Below are 21,360 nucleotides of genomic sequence, written 5' to 3' on the forward strand. Positions count from 1 at the left end.
ATTAAAGTTATTATGTTAAATTAGAACATGGTATTTCAATAAAGAAAGTTGTTCCTTCACCCTTTTGGGATTTATAATAAATATTTCCATTATGATGGTCAATGATATTTTTAGTAATAGCCAATCCCAGACCTGTACCATTTTTTTTATTTTTAGTGTAAAAGGGTGTGAAAATTAATTCCTGGTCTTTTTCTTCAATGCCTGGTCCATTATCAGATATAGATATCACAATAAATTCATTTTCTCTATTTTTCTTGATTTTTTTTATTTTTTTATCAAGTTTAATTACTATTTGAGGTTTACCGTTTGATAATGAAGCTTCAATAGCATTTTTTAAAATATTTAAAATAGCTCTTTTAATTTTAAATAAATCTATATTCAAAATAATGTTAGAGTTTTTTAAATTGTTTATTATTTTAATATTTACTTTTTTATTTATTGCACTTATAGAGGTAATAGTATCTTTTATTTCATTTTTTAATGTATCAATATTTATTTTATTTAAAGATATAACCATTTCACTACTATTTTTTGTATATTCAAGAATTTCTTCTAATGAGCCATAAAGATTATGAACTTCATTCTGAATTTTAGATGTGTATTTCTTTGTATTTTGAATTTTTATTTCAATTAATTCAGAAAAACCTGAAATTACATTTAAAGAGTTTTTTATATCATGGATTATTGATGAGGTAATGCGGTTTGTTGTAGAAATTTTTTCTTTTTTTATTTCAAGTTCTATCCCTTTATTAAAAATTAAGTCAAAATTATATGATATAAAAGCACAAATTAAACCAGTAATAATTATTATGAATACCTTTGATAATTCATTTACAATATCAAAACGGATCATAAGACCATTTGAAATAAATAAAGTAGAAAAAACATTATGCTCATACATAACAATTACAGTAATAAGATAAGATAGAGCTGCAAGAAAAGTTGTAAAAAGGGTATTAATATAATTGTGTCTTCTGATAGTTATAATTATATCCGGGAAAAGGATAAAAACATTAAACCCCATTCCTAAAATTGCATAAGATGAGTTGTAAGCATGTGTACCCATTAATATAGAAAATGTAATTAAAGAAATATCAAATACAGAAGAAAAATAGGTTAAATATTTATAATATCTCTTTTTTTTTAGTAGCTTTATAAAATAAAGTGAATATAAAATTCCTATAAATATTAGAACAGCATCTATTTTATATGTAATTGTTACATACTCAATGTTAAGAGTCAATAAGAATAAAAAAATGGATGCAAAAATTAAAAAAAATATTCTAAAATAATTTATCTGGATCTCACCAGTAATTTTATCATCATAGATAAGTTTTTGAGTTCTTTCACTTTTCATATTTAAAATTTTACTTAATTGCAATTAAATTTCAATAATATATTTTATAATATTGTTAAAAAGTAGGTAAAAACTAAAAAATTAAAATTACTTATTTTTTAAAACAGGATTTAATAATTGATTCATTTATATTGTTTACGATAAAAGTAAAAAGAATTTTATGGTTTTAAAAGTATGATAAAATAAAAAATAGGAAAACTTATAAAAAGGTTAAATAAAGATGAGCATAAATAAAAAAAATAAAGTTAAAAAAAGAAAACCTACATGTAAACAAAGGGAAAAAAGATTAAAAATAATAATTTATTTTTTAATAGGAATTATTTTTATTCTTTCAATTTCACAAATCTATATTTTAAAAAAAGTCAATTACCTGAGAGATTTACAGAAATTTCAAAAAACAACTCATAAACAAAATTTAGATAATAATTATTTTAAAAATAAAAATAATAATAATACAAAAGATAAACAAATTGATTCGAAATTAAATGATAATAATGATAATAACAAAGATAAGCTTTTAATGGGTTATGATGAAAATGAAAAAAAAGTTTCAGTAAATGAAACATTTTCTAATGTAAGTGATAAAGACCTTGAAAATTTTAAATATGATATACAAAAAAAGATAAAACAAAATTTTGTTCCGTATAGTAAAAAATATATAGTTTTAATTCTTGATGATGGTGGTAATAAAGATAATATTAAAGAAGTTGCAAATTTACATTTTAAAATTAATATTTCAATAATTCCAGATCTTCCCTTTTCACAAAAAAATTACAATGATATTGTAAAAAGTGAAAATCTTTTTCCAATGATTCATATACCGATGGAGCCAAAAAATAGTAAAGATTTTATCCTTAATAAAGATTTTATAACATTAAATGACGACTATAATTCTATTTATTCAAAAATATTAAGATTTAAAACTCAAATCCCAACAAATTATGCAAACAATCATATGGGATCTTTAATTTCTGAAAATATAGAAAAAACAGATGAAGTATTAAGTGTATTAAAAAGGTTAAATATTAAATTTATTGATTCTAAAACAAGTTCAAAGAGTAAATTTGAAAAAGCAGCATCAAAAATAGGGGGTAAGGTATTTGAAAATAATTTATTTCTTGATAATTTAAATAATGAAAAATATATTATTTCAAATTTTTCAAAGGGTCTGAATATTTTAAATAATAGAGATTATGTTATTATGATAGGACACATTACAAAAAGTAGAACAATTGAATTTTTAAAGTGGCTGGATAAAATTGAAATTTATAAATATTATAATTTTATAACAGTTGAACAGCTTTTCCAGAAATTTAGATAATTGGTAAAATAATATAAAACTTTAATATTAATAGTGTAAAAATTAATTAATAATATAAAAATCCAATTTTAGTAATTAATTCTAATATGGAAATAATAATTAAATTAAAAATTATTTTAAAAGGAAGAAATATTACTATTGCAAATAAGAATTTTATATTTATTATTTAAATAATATTAATTTGTAAAACTGTATGTTATTAGATATAAAACTTTAAGTCATAATATAAAAAAATTATAAAATAGAAATATAAATTTAGAAAATAGAAAAACTTTTTAAAAAAAGATATATAATATTTTTAGAAAAAAATAATTATATATAAAATAATTATATATAAAATAATTATATATAAAATAAATATATATAAAATAAATATATATAAAATAAAAAGAGAAAAATATGAAAAAAATCACTGTTTCCATGGTACATAAAATTTTTACAAAAGAACCACCTGTTGTCTATGAAAATGCTCCAATTAAAGTTGTTATACAGGAGCTTTTAAAAGATCCAAAATCAAGATCTATTTATGTTATAAAAGAAAATAAACAATTATCAGGGATTATAACTACAAATATTTTGTTGAAAACCACCCATTTTATTAAAGGGAAAAAAACTTTAAGAAAAGAGGATTCTTTAAATGCTTATAAAATAATTTCTGCAAAAATTGCAAAAGATATAGCTCATCCTCCAATTTTTGTATATGAGGATACAGATATTGTTGATGCTCTGGAAAAAATGATTGAAGAGAATATACAGGAAATTCCAATTGTAAATGAAAACAAAGAAGTTATTGGAGATTTAAATTGTCTTGAAATATTAAAGATTCTATGGGAAGAATAAAAAAGAAAAAAATAAAAAATAAATTTAAAATTTTTATGCAGGTAAAAGGAAATAATTTTTTATGGATGTCTTTATTTATACATTTCTTTTATTGGGGTCAGCATTATACTTTGGGCATTTAATGGTTAGATTGAAACAACCTCAAATAGTTGGAGAAATTATTGGAGGTATGGTTGTAGGCCCTTTTGCACTTTTTATTCTATCAATTATTTTTTTTAAAGAAAGGCCAGAAATAGCAAGATTTTTTTCTCATGAGGAAGCCAGTCCTTTACTTCAATCCCTTATCGACTTTTCTGCTGTTTTTATAATGCTTGGTGCTGGACTTGAAATAGATATAAATGATCTTTTTAAAGCAGGAAGATCTTCAATATTATCTGCTTTATTTGGTGTTATTTTTCCCTTTACTTTAGGCTATATTGTAGGAAAATATCTTTTACATCTTTCATTTGTTGGCAGCTTATATCTTGCAACATCTTTGTCAATAACCGCAGTAGCATTGTCTGTTGCTACCCTGATTCAGATAGGTAAACTTAATACAAAACCAGGAATTACAATAGTTGGAGCAGCTGTTGTTGATGATATTTTAGGTATAATAATACTTTCTATTCTAACAAGTATTAATTCAGGTGATAATATAGCAATAAAAGATATAGCAATTATTATTACAAAATCTTTTGTTTTCCTTGCTTTTTCTTTAGCTATAGGTCCAAGGATTGCAAAAATTATTTTTAATAAAGTAGAAAATCTTTCAACCAATGAAAGATTATCAATAATACTTATATGGGTTTTTATTTTTTCAATAATTTCTCATGCTATTGGATTACATGTTATGATTGGAGCATTTCTTGGGGGGCTTACTGTTAGAAGTTATTTAAGAAATAATGAAGTTGAAAATATAGAAAGATGGATATGGGGATTTTTCGCTCCATTATTTTTTGCATGGACCGGGTTTTCAGTAACTTTTTCTAAATATTCTGTTGGATTACCATTGTTGTATATAGTTGCTGCTGCATTTGCAGGGAAAATAATTGGGGGTGCAATAGGTGCAATTTTTGGTGGTATAAAACCAAAAAATTCAATAATTGTTGGTATTGGATTAAATGGTAGAGCAGCTGTTGAACTTGTAATCGCAAATATTGCTCTTTTAAATAATTTAATCTCAAGAAGTGTATACTCTGCAATAGTTTTTATGGCAATAATTACTGCATTATCAACTCCAATTTTGCTTAAACTTTCTATTGAGAAACTAAATTTGTAAAATATATTTAAAATTAAAACAAATAATTTTGTAACTACATAATTGACTCCAGATAATTAATTTAAAATAAGTAATTTAAAATAATTAACTTTAAATAAATAACTTTAAATAATCAGCTTTAAAAAATTAAATTTAAATAATAAATTTCAAATAATTAACTCTAAATAATTAACTTTAGAAATTAACTTTAAATAATCAACCTCAAAATAAACTATAACTGATATTTATTATTCCATCTTGTAAAAGAAGTATGTTTTAAAAAATAATACCTTTTACTCAAATATTTAATATTGTCACAAAATAAATATAATCTTAAAAATAATTTTAAATAAACAAAATTAAATAAGGTTTATATTTAATATATTTATAAAAAAACATTGAAATAAATAATTATTTTAGTTTACTTAAGTGAACAAGAAGGAATGAATATGATGAAAATTAGAAATATTGCAATTGTAGCTCATGTTGATCATGGTAAAACTACTTTAGTTGATGCAATGCTAAAACAAACCGGTGTTTTTAGAGAAAACCAAAAAGTGGTTGAAAGGGTTATGGATTCAAATGAGCTTGAAAGAGAAAAAGGGATTACAATATTTTCAAAGAATGCAAGTTTAAATTATAAAGGTTATAAAATAAATATTGTAGATACACCAGGACATGCTGATTTTAGTGGTGAAGTTCAAAGAATTTTAAAAATGGTAGATAGTATACTTTTACTGGTTGATGCTTTTGAAGGGCCAATGCCTCAAACAAAGTATGTTTTAAAAAAATCTTTAGAATTAGGATTAAATCCTATTGTTGTTATAAATAAAATTGATAGAGAAAATGCTTCTCCTTTAAAAGTTGTTGATAAAATTTTTGACCTTTTTATTGAATTAAATGCAAATGATGAACAATTAGATTTTCCTATTGTTTATGCTTCAGCAAAAAATGGTTTAGCAGGATTGGATATAGATGATAAAATGAAAGATTTAACCCCTTTATTAGATACTATTATAGAAAATGTAAAAGAACCTGATGTTGAATTAGAAAAGCCATTTCAATTTTTAACATCTGCAGTTGAATACAATAACTACCTTGGTAAAATTGCAACAGGCAAGATTCATAGTGGAACTGTAAAAGTTGGACAGGAAGTAGCTTTAATTAAAAGAGATGGAAAAATTGAAAATCATAAAATAACAAAAATTTTTACATATAATGGTCTCAAAAAAAAGGAAATTGAAATTGCACATGCAGGTGATATTGTTTCAATTGCAGGTATTAATGATATTGACCTTGGTGAAACAATTGCTGATCCTGAGAATCCAGAGCCACTTCCATTAATTGATATTGATGAACCAACAATATCAATTACTTTTTTAGTCAATGATTCACCATTTGCAGGGAAGGAAGGTAAATATTTAACAACAAGAAATTTGTGGGATAGATTACAAAAAGAGTTACAAAATGATGCAAGTTTAAAAATTGAATTAACTTCAAAACCTGATGCTTTTTTAGTGAAGGGAAGAGGGGAATTACAACTTGCAATTTTAATTGAAAAGATAAGAAGAGAAGGGTTTGAATTTCAGGTTTCAAAACCCTCTGTTATTTTGAAAGAAATTAATGGAAAAATGTCTGAACCTATTGAAATTGCTGTAATTGATGTAGCAGATGAATATGCAGGGAAAATTATTGAATTGATGGGGAAAAGGAAAGGGGAACTTATTGATATGAGTCAGGGTAGTGATGGATATTCCCGTCTTGAATTTAAAATCCCTACAAGAGGTTTGATTGGTTTTACAAATGAATTTTTGACAATTACTAAAGGAACAGGTACAATTACCCATAGCTTTTATGAATATGAATTTTATAAAGGTGATATACCAAAAAGAACTAAAGGAGTCCTGGTTGCTCTTGAAGAAGGGACTTCTGTTGCATATGCTTTAAACAATTTAAAAAGTAGAGGTAGAATGTTTATAGGACCTCAGGTTAAAGTTTATGAAGGGATGATTGTTGGTGAACATAATAAAGAAAGAGATTTAGTTGTAAATGTAAATAAAACAAAGAAGCTAACTAATATGAGAGCAGCAGGTTCTGATGAAAATATAAAATTACCACCTCCTGTAGAATTTTCTTTACAGCAGGCGATTGAGTATATTGAAGATGATGAACTTTTAGAAATAACACCAAAAAGTTTTCGAATGAGAAAAAAAATCCTTTCTGCTACTGAAAGAAAAAAATATAATAATAGTATAGCAAATAGTGTTGCTTAGATTAAATATTCCATTTTAATTGTTTAAAATAATATATTACTACTTTTTTCTTTATCAGGATTTTTAATAAAATCTTCTAAAACTCCTTGACTTTCCCAAAATTTTTCTAATTCTTAACCAAACTTTTAATTTTTTTATTTCCTGATGATTTGGTTTTATATTTTTATTTGTTTTTCATCGGGGGGCAATATTTTTTTTATTTATTTGCTTTAGGCAACCTTATTCTATCTTTTATACACTTTTATTTATAGCATGAAATATTTTTATAATATAAGAATATTAAATAAAATTATTGAAAGACAATATACTATATGAATTATTTTTCAACTTTTTTGAATGTACAAAATTTAGTACATGTTATTGTATTTACTATTTTAATATTTATGCTGATGGATGATATTTATAATATGGAAGTTAGTTTTATTTATTATATTTTATTATTCATTACAGGTTTAATTTATTTTTTTTACAATTCTTTTAATTTATTTTTATTTAAATTTAGTAATATAATTTTTATATTGATATATTTATTAATTTTAAAATATACTTTTAAAAATAAAATTGGAGAAGGAGATATACTAATATTTGCAATTTCTTCTTTGTTTTATCCAGATTTTATACTTTTTAATTTAATTTATTTAGTATCAGTTATATTTTTATTTTTTTATTTTATATATTTAAAAATAGAAAATTATATTCTGGTTCTTTTTTCAATTTTTTGTCAACAGAAAAAGAAGAATAATAATGTTTATAATATGAAATTTAATTTAGATATCAATAATGTTTTATCTAATAAAATACCTTTTGTTTCATATTATTCTTTTACCCTGATAATTTTTTTTATTCTTAAAATTTTTAAGTTTAAAATAAATGTAATATTTTAGTATTTAAGATTTTATCCTTGACTTTATACAATTTTGATTAATTTTGAAATTAATATAAGAATTGCATTAACTAATATTTTAGATGGAAAAATAAAATTTAGATAAGAACAATTATAAAGAAATATAAAATATAAAAAAATAAAAATGAATTAAATCAAATAAATAAATTAAATAAAATAAATAAAGAATGGTGATAATGTGTCTGAAAAATTATTATTTAATAAAAAATTTGTTTTAAAAAACAGGATTATTCTTGACTATGAAGATAATGAGATTATGGTAAAATATTTTGAAAAAGAGGAAGATAAAAAAATATTGCTAAATAAAATAAAATATATTTTAAATAAAAATATTATTAGTAAAAAAGTTACATTTGAAGAATTTGTAGCTATTGTTAAAAAATTATATGGAGAAGATGTTCAGACTTCTTTGATTAAAAGTAAAAATGATATTAATAATAAAAAAGTTATTGAAAATATAAGCGAAATAAATGAAAATTCTCCCATTGTAAATTTATTCAATGATATTATTTCAAAGTCAATAAGTTTAAATGCAACAGATATACATTTTGAAAGTTTTGAAAATGCAGTTCTTGTTAGATATAGAGTTGGTTTGTTTCTAATAAAAGAAAGAGAAATTTCAAAAAGTAGTTTTGAGAATATTTCTGTTAGAATAAAATTCCTATCAAAACTAAATATAAATGAAAAAAGAATTCCTCAAGATGGTAAAATGGTTTTAAGGTTGAATGATAAAAAAATAGAACTTAGAGTTTCAATTGTACCTACAAAAACAGGAGAATCTATTGTTTTAAGAGTTTTAAAAGTTCAGGACAGGTTATTTTCTCCAGAAGATCTGGGTTTTAAACCAAAAGATATTAAAATTTTAAAAAAGCTTATTAATAGAAAATCGGGAATGATTTTATGTACAGGACCAACTGGAAGTGGTAAAACAACAACTCTACATTCCCTTATTAGATTATTGAATACAGGGGACAAAAAAATAATAACAATAGAGGACCCTGTTGAATATCAACTTGATGGTATTAATCAGATTCAGGTAAATGAAGAAATAGGTTTGACGTTTTCATCTGTTCTAAAACGAATTTTAAGACATGATCCAGATATTATTATGGTAGGTGAAATTAGAGACTCAGAAACAGCTAAGCTTGCATTTTCTGCAAGTCTTACAGGTCATTTAGTACTTTCTACTTTGCATACTGAAAATTCATTAATGGTTTTTAAGAGATTAAAAGATCTTGGAGTTGATGATTTTTTAATTACATCCACTTTAAAAATGATAATAACTCAAAGATTGATTAGAAAACTTTGTGATAATTGTAAAATAAAAGTAGATATTGATAAAGAAATTATTGAAAGTTATAATTTAGAATTTAATCATACTTATATGGGGAAAGGCTGTCCCCAGTGTAATTATACAGGATACAAAGGTTTGACAATTATATATGAAATATTAATTATTGATGATTTTATTAAAAATAATGTTTTTAATAATAATTATTTTAATAATGATTCATTTAAAAAAGATTATGAAAAAAACATTTATGAGCATCTGTATCAAAATGGATATTTAAATATTTTTGACTATGGAATTGAAAAAGTTAAAAAAGGGGAAATTAATTTTTTTGATTTACTTAGAACAGTTGATAAATTATAATTTTTGTAAAAAAAAATGTAAAAAATATAAAAAAAATAATAACATAAAAAATTATACTGTTAATTTTATTTAAATAATTTTAAAAATATGAATTAAAATGAATTTCAATATAGAAGTTAAATTAAATTTAATATTGATATTAATGAATTAAACTTTAAAAATATTTATAAAAATAATTAAAAAGTTCAGGATTATTTTGTGAGTTATTATATAATTGTTATCAATGACCAGATTTATGGTGAAAAAAAAATACTTTTATCAGGGAATGAGGTAGATAATTTTATTTCAGATCATGGTGAGGATATTTTAAGTATTAATAAAATAAATATTAAAAATAAGAATAATTTTAAACTGGAATTTTTTGAAAAGTTTACAATCCTGTTTCAGGAAAAATTTAATATTGATCAGGCTATTATTTATTTAATTCAAGTATCAAAAAATATTTTTTTAAAAACATTCTATTCTAATCTATATGATCATATCAAAAAAGGGAATAATATTTCTTTGTTTATAGAAAGATTTAATGATATTTTTGATAAAGAAATAATCCAGATAATAAAATCTGGAGAAATTACAAATAACATAAACAATAGTTTTGAGATCATATATAATTATTTAAAATTTAAAAAAGATCTAACAAAAAAAATTATAAATCAACTTATTTATCCTGTTTTTGTAATAACATTTGCTATTTTATTTATTTTTGTTCTTTTTATTTTTATTATTCCAAATTATTTTGAAATTTATAGTTCAGTTCTTGAAAAAATACCAGATTCTTTAAACCTGATATTTAAAATAAGTTTTGTATTAAAAAATAATTGGTTTTTTATTTTTATTTCTATTATAATTATCCTGTTGATCTTTTATTCTTTGACAAAAAATGGTAAAATAAATTATAGCTTTATTAACAAAGTGGATTTTTTTAAAATTAGATCTATATTAAAAAAAATTGAATTTTTACAGATATTTTATATTTTTATAAAATCCGATTTTTCATTTGATATAATTATAGATAGTTTTAAAAATATTGGAATATCAGAAAATTATAAAAAATTGTTTATTTTACTTGAGAAAGGGTTAAAATCAGGAAAAAATTTATCAGAAGTATTTATAGATAATGAAATGTTTAATGAAGATGAAAAAAGTTTGATAAAATTTTCAGAATCAATAAATAATATCAAAAAAGGATTTGAGTTATTAATTAAAGAAAATGAAGAGATATTAAATAAAAAAGTTTCTTTAATAATTAATATAATGATGCCTTTAATGTATTTAATTACTGGTATAATTATTTTTGGAATAATTTTAGTAATATTTTATCCAATTTTGCAATTGATTAAAAGTATAAACTTTTAAAAATCAAAAAATTTTTAAAATATAAAATAATTAATTCTAAAAATTAAAAATTTTGGTGTAAATAAATTAAATATATAATTATAGTTAAAATAAATAATTATTTTAGTTTTATGAAAAATAATAATTTGTATAAAAGCATAATTAAAAAAAAATAGAAGGAGAAGTTATGATTATATTTAATAAATACATAAAAAAAAGAAATACTTTAATTGATGAAAGTGAATTAATTATAGAAAAAAATGATTATAGAAAAGGGTCTTCTAATAATTTTAAAAAAAAAGATAAAAATAAAAGAATAAATGGTTATTATTTTAAAAAAAAATTGAATGGATTTACATTTATTGAAATTTTAATTGTAATTACAATTATTGCACTTTTAACTTCAATAGTTGGGGTAGCATATATTCAGTATCTAAAAAAAGCAAGGGTTATTACAGCAAAGACTCAAATTAAAAATTTTGAGATGGCTTTAGAAAGTTTTTACATAGATAATGGTTTTTATCCTGATACTGAACAGGGGTTAAAAGCACTTATTGAAAAACCACAAACTGGTAAAGAAGCTAAAAACTGGAATGGACCTTATTTAAATAGTAAAAAAATTCCTCTGGATCCATGGAATAATCCATATAATTATATATGTCCTGGTATACATAATAAAGATAAATATGACCTTTTTACTTTAGGAAAAGACAATATTGAAGGTGGAGAAGGTGAAAATCAGGATATTACAAACTGGTAGAAAGAAAATTTCTTCTTATTTATTTCTGGAAATAATTATTTTATTTTTTGCAATTTCTATTTTAACATTTATTGTTATAGATTTTTCAAATTCTTTTAATAATTTTTATAAAAAAAATTTAATAAAATTTAAATTGGTAATTCAAAAAGAAAATAGTTACATTAATTTTGATTTTTAAATTGTGGTATGAATTGGGTAGGGATATAAATTCAGGTTTTAAATAAATATTATAAACAAATTATTAATTAAAAAAAACTTGTTTTGACTAAAATTATAAAAATAAAATAAAAAAAAAGTAAAATAGGTTCAATAAAAAGCTTTGCAAAGAAGATATGATTTAGAATAAATATATATAATATTATGAAACAGAACCATAAATTAATAAATAATATAAAAAACTTAAGGTTCAATTTCAAAATGTGTGGATAAAATAAATTTTTAGTTTTTTTTAACAAAATATATACATTAAAAAAAAATTAAAAATACTATTAAACCGATTGAATATGTTTTTATTAAGTGAATATAAAAATTTAAAAATATTTGTAAAAAAGATATGCCCAATATCTAATAATAAAGTAACAAGGTTTAAATAATATAATAAAAAAATTAATGAAAACAATAATAAAAGCATAATTAAAAAAAGATAAAGTTTTAAAGATAATGATTAGGTTATGTTAAAAATATAACAAATTACAAGTGGCTTAGAATAATTACCCATACATTATGAAAGAGAACCAAACTTAATTATAAAAAATTTAATAATAAGGTAAAAAAGTTAATAATATAAAAAATTTAATTATGAAAAATTTAATAATATGATAAAAAATTTAATTATATGAAAAAATTTAGAAATAAATATAGGGGATTTTCTTTAATAGAAGTTATTATTGGTTCTTTATTATTGGTATTGGTTTTTATAAATATTTCTATAATTGTTTATAGTGGATATCCTTACTTTAAAAAAAAAGAGGATCTTATTTTTGCTCGTTTTGAATTATTAAATTTTGATAAAAATATAAGAAAATATTTATATGAAAATAATTTTGTATATTCTGATTTTAATTTAGTTTCAAAAAATGATGAAAAAATATTAAAGAATAATCATTTTAAAATAAAATTTGATATAAAAAATAATAAGGTTGAGATATATAAAATAAATGGAGTTAATAGGGATGAAACCATTAAAAAAATAAAATTTGATTATCTCAATTTAACTGATATGGAAATATCAGTAAAAAGAGATTATTATAATTATATTCAAGTTATAATATTTTCTTTTGGTAATTTTGGTGAAGAGAAAAAAAATATGGATATTGTTGTTAATATTCACAAAATATTTAATAGGGAAAGCAATAATAAATAATAAAAAAAATAATTATGATAAAAATAAGAAAAAATAATGGTTTTATTTTATTTGCTTTTCTAATAATTCTTGTATTTATTAATTTATTTTTATATTCAATTTTTAATAATATATCAATTTTTTATATTTTTATTAAAAACTATTCAAAAAATGTTGAAAATAAAAAAAGTATTTATGATGTACTTGAATATGCAATTAATGATATAAGTAATGATAAAAATTTTTTATTTGATTTTAAAGGAAAGAAACTGTTTGATTTTAAAAGCTATAAGGGATTTTATTATCAAATTGTTCCTCAGTGTGGTAATATACCTATTAATTCATTAAATTATGAATTGTTAACAAAAAGTGGTATATTACCTGAAAATCTCGCTTTAGAAATTTATAATTATAGAATAAAAAATAATTTTATATATTCAATAAAAGAGATAGAACCTGTATTAAAATTGGAAGAATATAATTATTTAAAAGAAAATTTAAATGATATAACTTTTTATTCATTATTTAATGTAAAATTAATTGATGAATACACTTTTGCAAAACTATATGTTGAAGTAACAGGATATATAAAAGAATATGAAAATGCAGCTGATTATTACATTTTTAACAAAAATAATATTAATACTAAAAATATTAGTTTAAAAGGCTCAGAAAAATTAAAAAAATATCTTGTGGATTATGGTTTTTTAGATATATATTTATTAAAAAATGAGATAATAGAAAAAATACTTAAATTTTATCATTTTGAAGATGAAAAAGTAGAGAATATATTGAATTTGAAAAGCACTAAATCTTATAATGAGAATAATTTAAATTTTTTAAATAATTCTGAAAAAAAAATAATTAAAAATTTATTTATCACATATTCCCCATTTATGGAAATATTAATATATGGAAAAGATAAAAAAGTTTTAAAAAATTTTATTATTTATAAAATTATAGAAAGTGGTAAATTAAAGTATATTGAAATTATAAAATAATGGATTTGAATATTCATTTGTTTTTATTTTAATTTTTAATAGAAGCTATTCTGTAATCTTATATAAAAAATAAAACAATACTAAAAAATAAATTTTAATAATCAATAAAAAATAAATAATAATAAATAATAAATTTTATTTGATATTAACTAATAAATTTTGATAATTATTAATAAATCAACTTTAACAAATATTAAAAAATGTTTTATAAATATTTAAAAATTAATTTTAAATAAATAAACAGTAGAATGAAAAGATGAAGATAATTAAAAGTGGAGAATATTTTTTAATTATTCGTTTTCTTTATAACCCTGGTAAGAAATATCTAAAAAAAGTAATAAATAATATAATTATGGAAGAATTTCCATTTAAAGTAAAGAAGTATTTTTTTAAATATTTAAAAATGTTAAGGGTAAAAAGATCCAATCCAGATAATAAAAATTATATGTTAATCATTTTTATACCATTATTTAATTCATCTCAAAAGATAATAAAAGAGGAATTTATTCCTGACATTTTTATTTATTTTATGTTAAACAATTTTAATAATGGTTATTATATTTTTTTTTCAAATGAAAAACTTTTTTGTTATGATATTAATATTAATGATAAAATATTTAAATATGAAATTTATGATTATAAAGTAGATTTTGATTTATTTATAAATAATCTGGTAAAATTTAATAAAGAAAAGAATCGCAATATTTATTTTATATTAGAAAAAGATTCAAATGATTCTTTTTTAATTGAAAAAAAGGTAAAAGAAAATATTGGTGATAAAAGCAAAATATACTTTTTAAGAAATAAAGGATTAAATTATTTAAAGGGTAGTTTTTTAACCTTTTACTTAAAAAAGATTAATATAATGTTAAAAGCATTTTTTAAAGTTGGTATTAGTGGTGATAATTTTATTTTTAATAATAAAAGTTTAGTTTTATTTAAAAAATTTATTCTTACAATAATGATTATAATTTTGTTAATCATTAACATAAATATTGCTAATTCTATTAAAAATTATAAAAAGAAGTTATCAATTGATAAATCCAGTTTTAAAAAAATTAATTTAAATATTAAAAATAATGAAAAATTATTGAGTAAAATAGATTTAAAAAATTATAATGCAATAATTATAATTAATTTAATCTTGAAAAAAGTAGATGAAAATAAAGATATTATTGAAAGCATTAATATTGAAAATGATAAATTTGATATTGTTGTAAAATCAAAAAACATTTTAAGTTTATTAAAAAATCTAAAAAGTATAAAGAATTTTGTTAATGTAGAAATTAATAGTACAATAGAAAATGTGAAATTTAATAATGATATTTATTCAAAAGCAGTAATAAGTGGAAAATATGTAAGATAGAATCATAAAAATTAAAATAAATAAAAATAATAAAAAAGAAAAAAAAATAAAATAAACATTATAAATAAACTACAATGTAAAAGTAAATTATAAAAAAAATAAATATAAATAAATTATAAATAAGAAATATTGAAAAAGAAAATAAATATAAATAAAAATATAGAAAAAAAATAGATTTAAATAATTAAAAAAGAATTTATTGAAATGGATGATATAAAAAAAAATAAAATCATTAATATTTTATTAATAATATTTATACTATTTCTTGTTTTAATCCCTTTTTTATTAATATATAAATATAAAGTCATGGATCAGGTAAAAAAACAGGATGGAATGATTTTAAATTTAGAAAAAAAATATAAATTACAAAATAATAAGATTTTATATTATTTTGCATATAATTATTTAAATAGTGACAAAATATTTAATAATAATAAAATTGATTTCATTAATAACTATGTTGAAAAAGTAAAAAAAATCGAAAATTTAAATATATTAAATTTTAAAATAAATAACGATGAAAATGGGCTGGTTTTATTTATTGAAGGAATTATTTCTACAGATAAATTTAAAAATCTAATATTGTTACTTTATAATTTGTATCCTGCTACAATAAATAAGTTAAAAATTAATATTAATAAAGTAATATATTTTAATTTTCAAATATTTTTTCCTGTTTTAGAAGAAACTAAATATAAAACTTTTTATAATATGTTTATAAATGAAAAAGGTTATACAAAAAATGTATTAAAAAAATATTTTGAAAAAGAAAATGAAAAGTATTATAATTCAATAATTTTTGACAATAATGTTTTTAATTATTTTAAAATTATAAGTGAAAAATATTATAAAAATTATGAAAAAGAAAAAGCAAATTCAATTCTTATTACAACTGAAAAAAAACAAAATGATATTTCTAATTTTAAGGTATATAAGGAAAATTTATTTATTTTTATTGGGAAAATGAATAATAATAACAAAATAGTTTATATTTTAAAAAGAAAGGATAATGGGTACATTGTTTTTATAGATGAACAGAATATTGAAAAAATAGATGCAAATTACATTTTCTTTAAAATGGATGATATGTATTATAAAGTAAGAGTAAATGATAAATGATAACAGAAATAATAAAAAGAAAGAGAGTTAGAAATAAGGCAAAGGGGATTTATAGTGCAAAATAAAAAGATTAAAATAATAATGATAGTTTTCATTTTATTAAATTTATTATTATTTTTAAATTCCTGTACTACTGAACGAGAAAGATATAAGAAATTATCAAAAGATGGTTTTATATATATACAGGTTGTGAATGAAAAAGATAATCCTGTTTATAATGCAACAGTATATTTGAATGGTCTTGAAAAAGACCTTACTGATTTTTATGGTATTTCTATAATAAAAGCAAATAAAGGAAAGAATGATGTAAAAATAGTAAAAAATGGATATGAAAGTTACAGCAAATCTATCTATTTGCGAGAAAAAAGATATGATTTGAAATTAGTACTATATTCCTTTGATTATTATAAAAATAAATTAATAATGTTACTAAATGAAAAAAAATATGATGAAGCTGAAAAACTTTTCAAAAATAAAATAAAAAATATAGAAATTAGTAAAGAAATAAAAGATTACTTGCAGGTCCTTTTATATTATAAACAGAAAAAATATAATGATGCAATAATTAAATTAAAGCAGATGCTGAATAACTACAAAAATGATGTTTATATTTTAACTTTAGCAAAAATTTATGAACAAAATGGTCAATATAAAGATGCAATTGATAGATATATGATTTTGATAAAAATTGATGAATTAAAATACTATTTTGTGTATAAAAATATTGGACTTATATATCTTAAAAATCTTTCTAATTATAAGGAAGGGAAAAAATTTTTAACAAAGTACCTTGAATTTTGTGATGATGATGAAATTAAATCCATTATTGGGAATAATTGATAAAAACTGTTAAAGAGGGATAATTAAATAAAGTTGATTGATGTTAATACTTTTTTATATAATAAAATGGATTGGAATAAATTGAAATTAAATATATAATAAATAGATAATGAAAATAAAAAGCAGGAAAATAAAAAAATGGAAAAATTAAGAATAATATTTAAAATATTTATAATTACAATTTTTATTTTTGTTATGTTTTTTGTCAATAATAAATTGATATATACACAGGATAACAATAAAACAGATGACGGTATTAATAATAAAGAATATAAAATTGAAAATCTTAAAAATCTTTTTTCAAAAAATATTCTTGTTAAACAACTGGATTTTGAAAATCAAAACATTCAGGATATAATTCAAACTATAGCAGCTATGTCTGATTCTACAATTATAGTATCAAAAGGTGTTAAAGGTTATAAAAGTTATCATTTCAGAAATATTTATAATTATGAAATATTTGGAATTATTTTAAAAGATAATAACTTAACATATAAGAAAATAAATAATGTTATTTATGTAAGTTTAAATAATAATATTTTTATAAATGTCAATAATGATTTAATAGATCTGGAAATCAAAAATGATTCTCTTCTTGAAAGTTTATATGAATTATTTGTAAGATTGGGTAAAGTAATTATTTTTAAAGATATTAAAGATAGAAATATAGATTTAAATATAAAGAACTATACTTTAAATGAACTAATTGAGATTTTAACAGAGCAATATAAACTAAATTTTAAAAAAATAAAAAATGGTTATATTGTTATACCACAAAACATTGCAAATACAAAAATTAAAAAAGAAAAAATTACAATACCTGATGGATTAAATTTAATTAAAAAAAATGGTTACTATTTTATCAGTATAAAAAATGTTAATTTAACCAGTGTTCTTGAAAATCTTTTTTTTAATGAAAATGTTGATTACTCCCTTTTACTGGATGATAATATTGTAATAAAAAATTTAAATATCAGTAACAAAACATTTAAAGAAGTTTTAGAAATATTTAAAACCCATTATAGAATTGATTTTATTGAAGATAAAAATTTTTATACTGTTTATTCATCTTCAATAACTCAAAAAACATTAGACTCAAGTATAGGGTTAACCTATTCCTTATCTAACATTGATATTGATATGTTGAAAGAAGTATTACCTAAAGAGATTGAATTATTTAAAGGGTTGAAATTTGATAAAAGTTCAAATAGAGTTTATATTTATGGTTTATATCAAGAAGTAATTAGTATTCTTGACCTTATTAAGTCAATTGATAAAAATTTTAAAAAAACTTTAAAATACTATCATTTAAGATATTTAACAATTAAAGAATTTAAAGATTTATTACCTGAAAGTTATAAAAATTTGAGCATAATTTATAATGATAATTATAATTCAATAATTGTCAATTTATCGGAAAATACATTAAAAAAATTTGAAAATTATATTAAGTTAATTGATAAGGAAAGAAAAATATACAACCTTAAGTTAGACTATATAAGTATAGAAGATTTTAAATCAAAAATACCTGAAGAATACAAAAAATATATTATTTCTGAAAATAAAGATAATAATCTAATTATTCTTAAAGCACCTGTTAATGAACTTTTAAAAGTAATAAAGTTTAAAAATAGTATTGATATAAAAAATATTTTAATAAAATATCATATTCTAATAATTCAAACAAGAAATGGTTATGATGAAAGTTTTTTACCAGAATATTCTGTTAATCTTTCTATTTTTGATAGTAACCTTTTTGATATTATATCACAATTTATTAATAAACCATCCTATGAAAAATTTTTACCTTTTGGAAAATATTTTTCTGCTAAACTTAATTGGGCAATATCGTCAAATTATGCCAAAATAAGTGCTGATAGCATTGTTTACTCATTAAATAACAATAAAGTTGAATTTAATAATAGTTCTACATTTAGATATAGAGAAAAAAAGTATGATGAAGAAAAAAAGGAATGGGTAGATGCAGGTGTAATCAGGGAAATTTCTATTGGATTTTTTCTTAATTTAAAAGGAAGTTATAACAATAAAGGGGAAATTATATTAGAATTTTCAGGAAAAGTTTCAAGAGTTACCAATATTGGGATGATACAATCTGACAGTTCTGTTTTACCTATGACATCAGAAAAAACAATTAATAACAAATTTAAACTAAAAAATAACAAACCTATTTTAGCTGCAAGTTTTAAAGAAGAAAATGAAGATTATTCTGAATCAAAAATACCAATTTTGAGTGATATCCCTGTTTTAGGAAAGTTATTTAAAAAAAATATTAAAAAAACAGAAACAGTAAACTTTTACATATACATTTTACCTGAAATTGTTGATAGTATAGACAATAATAAAATTATTAAAGAGATAAGTGATGAATTTTAAAATGATATTTTTCTATAAATCTTATTAAAGAAATTTTATAATTGCAACACCAACAGTAACACCTATAGTTGTTAATATTCCAATAAACCACATCATCGAATTGAACCTTTTATCAACAGCTTCAAAACGTTTGTTCATATCTTCTCTTAATTCTTCAAACCTTTTATCAACAATTTCAAATCGTCTGTTCATATCTTCTCTTAATTCTTCAAATCTTTTATCTATGGTTTCGAACCTTTTGTCAACAGCTTCAAATCGTCTATTCATATCTTCTCTTAATTCTTCAAACCTTTTATCAACAGCTTCAAATCGTTTATCAATTTGATGAATTAATAATTGTAGTGTTTTATTTTGATTCTTTATTTCTTCTTCAACCCTTATAAGTCTTTCAATAATTGAAAATTTTTCATTTAAATAGGAATTTACTTTTTCATAAATTTCGTTACTTATAATTTCATCTTTTTTCTTATCAGCAATTTTTCCCATTTAGTCCCCCTTTATTTTAGAGATTTTATGTTCACCTTATTGAAAATGTAAATTTTATAATTTAATAAATCAATGTTATTAATTAATATTTATTCATTAGTTTCTTTATGTTTTTTCTGAAAAGATTCTTTATAAAATTCTGTATTAATTCCTGTGATACCTTCCAAAGCTTTAGAAGCAATTTTTTGTGATTGTGAAATAGCATCTTTTAAATCTTTTTCAAGCGATTTAATTCTTGATTCCATTTCATTTATTCTTTCTTTATAGGTATTAATTTCAAGCTTAAACATTTCTCTTTCTTTTTCAATATCTTTTTGCATAATAATCTTTTCCATTTCATACTTTCTTTCAATTTCTTCTGTAACTCTTTTTTCTACTTTCTTAATTTCATTATTGAGTAAAACAGGGAAATTTCCTACTTCTTTTTGTAATTTTTCAAAACTTTCTTCTTTTTCTTTAATTTTATTTTCCCTTTCTTCAATTGATTTTAGTCTATTTTCTATTTCTTTTTCAAAATTCTCTTTTTCTTTAATAAGTTTTTTTCTGAATTCTTCTTCTTCCTTTAATCTTTTTTGTTTTGTTGTATATTGATATTCTTCCTCTTCTCTTTTTCTATTTTTTTGTATATTTTCTTTTTCTTCTTCTATAGATTTTTTAAGATTTTTCTGTTCTTCTAAAATATTATATAATATATTAGCTTCATATTCAATTTTATATAGCTCATTTAATTTTTTATTTTGTTGTTCAATTTTTTCATTAATCGATTTTAAAAAATCAATTTTTTCTACTAATTTTTTTTCAATTTCAGATAAATATTCTCCAAATTTCAACTTTATATTTGTTAATTCTAATACGATTTTTTCTTCATCTATGGATTTATTAATATTGTTTTCTTTTAGGGTTTTATTTTTTTGTAAAGTTTTTTCTTCAGAATTTTCATTTTTCTTTTTTTGAATATTTTCAACTAATTGGTAATAAGCTTTTAATATTTCTGCTTTAGTATTTTTTTCAGTAATTTTTTTAAGATTATTTTCTTTTGACATATATCCCCCTAAATATAAAATCTTTATAAACTTAAAATTATAATATTTTTAATTGTCAAGAAAAGTTTATGATAAAATTTGAATATTT

The 21,360-nt window shown here is 19.9% G+C and carries 17 protein-coding genes; 14 read left to right on the forward strand and 3 right to left on the reverse strand.

Translation table 11 applies throughout. From position 1 onward, the window contains the following. Positions 1-10: 10 nt before the first annotated feature. The gene (locus ACZ5EC_RS00400) at positions 11-1,357 is read right to left on the reverse strand and encodes a sensor histidine kinase (protein WP_464302994.1); all 1,347 of its coding nucleotides are present in this window, start codon (positions 1,355-1,357) and stop codon (positions 11-13) included. A gap of 220 nt (positions 1,358-1,577) precedes the next feature. On the opposite strand from ACZ5EC_RS00400, the gene ACZ5EC_RS00405 reads away from it, so the two are divergent. The 14 genes from ACZ5EC_RS00405 to ACZ5EC_RS00470 all read left to right on the forward strand — a co-directional run bounded on the left by ACZ5EC_RS00405 (position 1,578) and on the right by ACZ5EC_RS00470 (position 19,743). Then, positions 1,578-2,678 carry a divergent polysaccharide deacetylase family protein gene (locus tag ACZ5EC_RS00405; RefSeq protein WP_464302995.1) on the forward strand — a complete coding sequence of 367 codons (1,101 nt, stop codon included), beginning with the start codon at positions 1,578-1,580 and terminating at the stop codon, positions 2,676-2,678. Positions 2,679-3,077: 399 nt separating this feature from the next. Continuing rightward, complete coding sequence (locus ACZ5EC_RS00410; RefSeq protein ID WP_464302996.1) at positions 3,078-3,518, forward strand: CBS domain-containing protein; 441 nt, start codon at positions 3,078-3,080, stop codon at positions 3,516-3,518. A 61-nt stretch (positions 3,519-3,579) separates the two neighbouring features. After that, positions 3,580-4,776, forward strand: coding sequence for a cation:proton antiporter (locus tag ACZ5EC_RS00415; RefSeq protein ID WP_464302997.1), 1,197 nt, complete (start codon positions 3,580-3,582; stop codon positions 4,774-4,776). Between the two features lie 428 nt (positions 4,777-5,204). Continuing rightward, positions 5,205-7,028, forward strand: coding sequence for a translational GTPase TypA (typA, locus tag ACZ5EC_RS00420; RefSeq protein ID WP_464302998.1), 1,824 nt, complete (start codon positions 5,205-5,207; stop codon positions 7,026-7,028). Positions 7,029-8,110: 1,082 nt separating this feature from the next. Next, positions 8,111-9,586: a GspE/PulE family protein gene (locus tag ACZ5EC_RS00425; RefSeq protein WP_464302999.1), complete on the forward strand. Its 1,476-nt coding sequence runs from the start codon at positions 8,111-8,113 to the stop codon at positions 9,584-9,586. 198 nt (positions 9,587-9,784) lie between these two features. Beyond that, a complete protein-coding gene (locus ACZ5EC_RS00430; protein WP_464303000.1) occupies positions 9,785-10,942 on the forward strand; it encodes a type II secretion system F family protein in 1,158 nt (385 codons plus the stop codon). Positions 10,943-11,108: 166 nt separating this feature from the next. Beyond that, positions 11,109-11,681, forward strand: coding sequence for a type II secretion system major pseudopilin GspG (gene gspG, locus ACZ5EC_RS00435; protein ID WP_464303001.1), 573 nt, complete (start codon positions 11,109-11,111; stop codon positions 11,679-11,681). Then, positions 11,653-11,859, forward strand: coding sequence for a hypothetical protein (locus ACZ5EC_RS00440; RefSeq protein WP_464303002.1), 207 nt, complete (start codon positions 11,653-11,655; stop codon positions 11,857-11,859). The genes gspG and ACZ5EC_RS00440 overlap by 29 nt, the downstream gene beginning before the upstream one ends. A gap of 657 nt (positions 11,860-12,516) precedes the next feature. After that, positions 12,517-13,044, forward strand: a complete 528-nt coding sequence (locus tag ACZ5EC_RS00445) for a PulJ/GspJ family protein (protein WP_464303003.1) — start codon at positions 12,517-12,519, stop codon at positions 13,042-13,044. A 14-nt stretch (positions 13,045-13,058) separates the two neighbouring features. Next, on the forward strand, positions 13,059-14,024 hold the full coding sequence (locus tag ACZ5EC_RS00450; protein ID WP_464303004.1) for a hypothetical protein: 966 nt from the start codon (positions 13,059-13,061) through the stop codon (positions 14,022-14,024). 256 nt (positions 14,025-14,280) lie between these two features. Next, positions 14,281-15,390 carry a hypothetical protein gene (locus ACZ5EC_RS00455; RefSeq protein ID WP_464303005.1) on the forward strand — a complete coding sequence of 370 codons (1,110 nt, stop codon included), beginning with the start codon at positions 14,281-14,283 and terminating at the stop codon, positions 15,388-15,390. 204 nt (positions 15,391-15,594) lie between these two features. Continuing rightward, positions 15,595-16,509, forward strand: a complete 915-nt coding sequence (locus ACZ5EC_RS00460) for a hypothetical protein (protein ID WP_464303006.1) — start codon at positions 15,595-15,597, stop codon at positions 16,507-16,509. Between the two features lie 54 nt (positions 16,510-16,563). Beyond that, complete coding sequence (locus ACZ5EC_RS00465; protein ID WP_464303007.1) at positions 16,564-17,349, forward strand: tetratricopeptide repeat protein; 786 nt, start codon at positions 16,564-16,566, stop codon at positions 17,347-17,349. 138 nt (positions 17,350-17,487) lie between these two features. Further along, positions 17,488-19,743 carry a hypothetical protein gene (locus ACZ5EC_RS00470; RefSeq protein ID WP_464303008.1) on the forward strand — a complete coding sequence of 752 codons (2,256 nt, stop codon included), beginning with the start codon at positions 17,488-17,490 and terminating at the stop codon, positions 19,741-19,743. A 24-nt stretch (positions 19,744-19,767) separates the two neighbouring features. On the opposite strand, the gene ACZ5EC_RS00475 is transcribed toward ACZ5EC_RS00470, so the two are convergent. Both ACZ5EC_RS00475 and ACZ5EC_RS00480 read right to left on the reverse strand, forming a co-directional pair. Next, positions 19,768-20,229 (reverse strand): hypothetical protein, encoded by a 462-nt coding sequence (locus tag ACZ5EC_RS00475; RefSeq protein ID WP_464303009.1) that lies wholly within the window; start codon positions 20,227-20,229, stop codon positions 19,768-19,770. An 89-nt stretch (positions 20,230-20,318) separates the two neighbouring features. Then, the gene (locus ACZ5EC_RS00480) at positions 20,319-21,272 is read right to left on the reverse strand and encodes a hypothetical protein (protein WP_464303010.1); all 954 of its coding nucleotides are present in this window, start codon (positions 21,270-21,272) and stop codon (positions 20,319-20,321) included. Between the last annotated feature and the right edge of the window lie 88 nt (positions 21,273-21,360).

The organism is Exilispira thermophila (assembly GCF_055389015.1).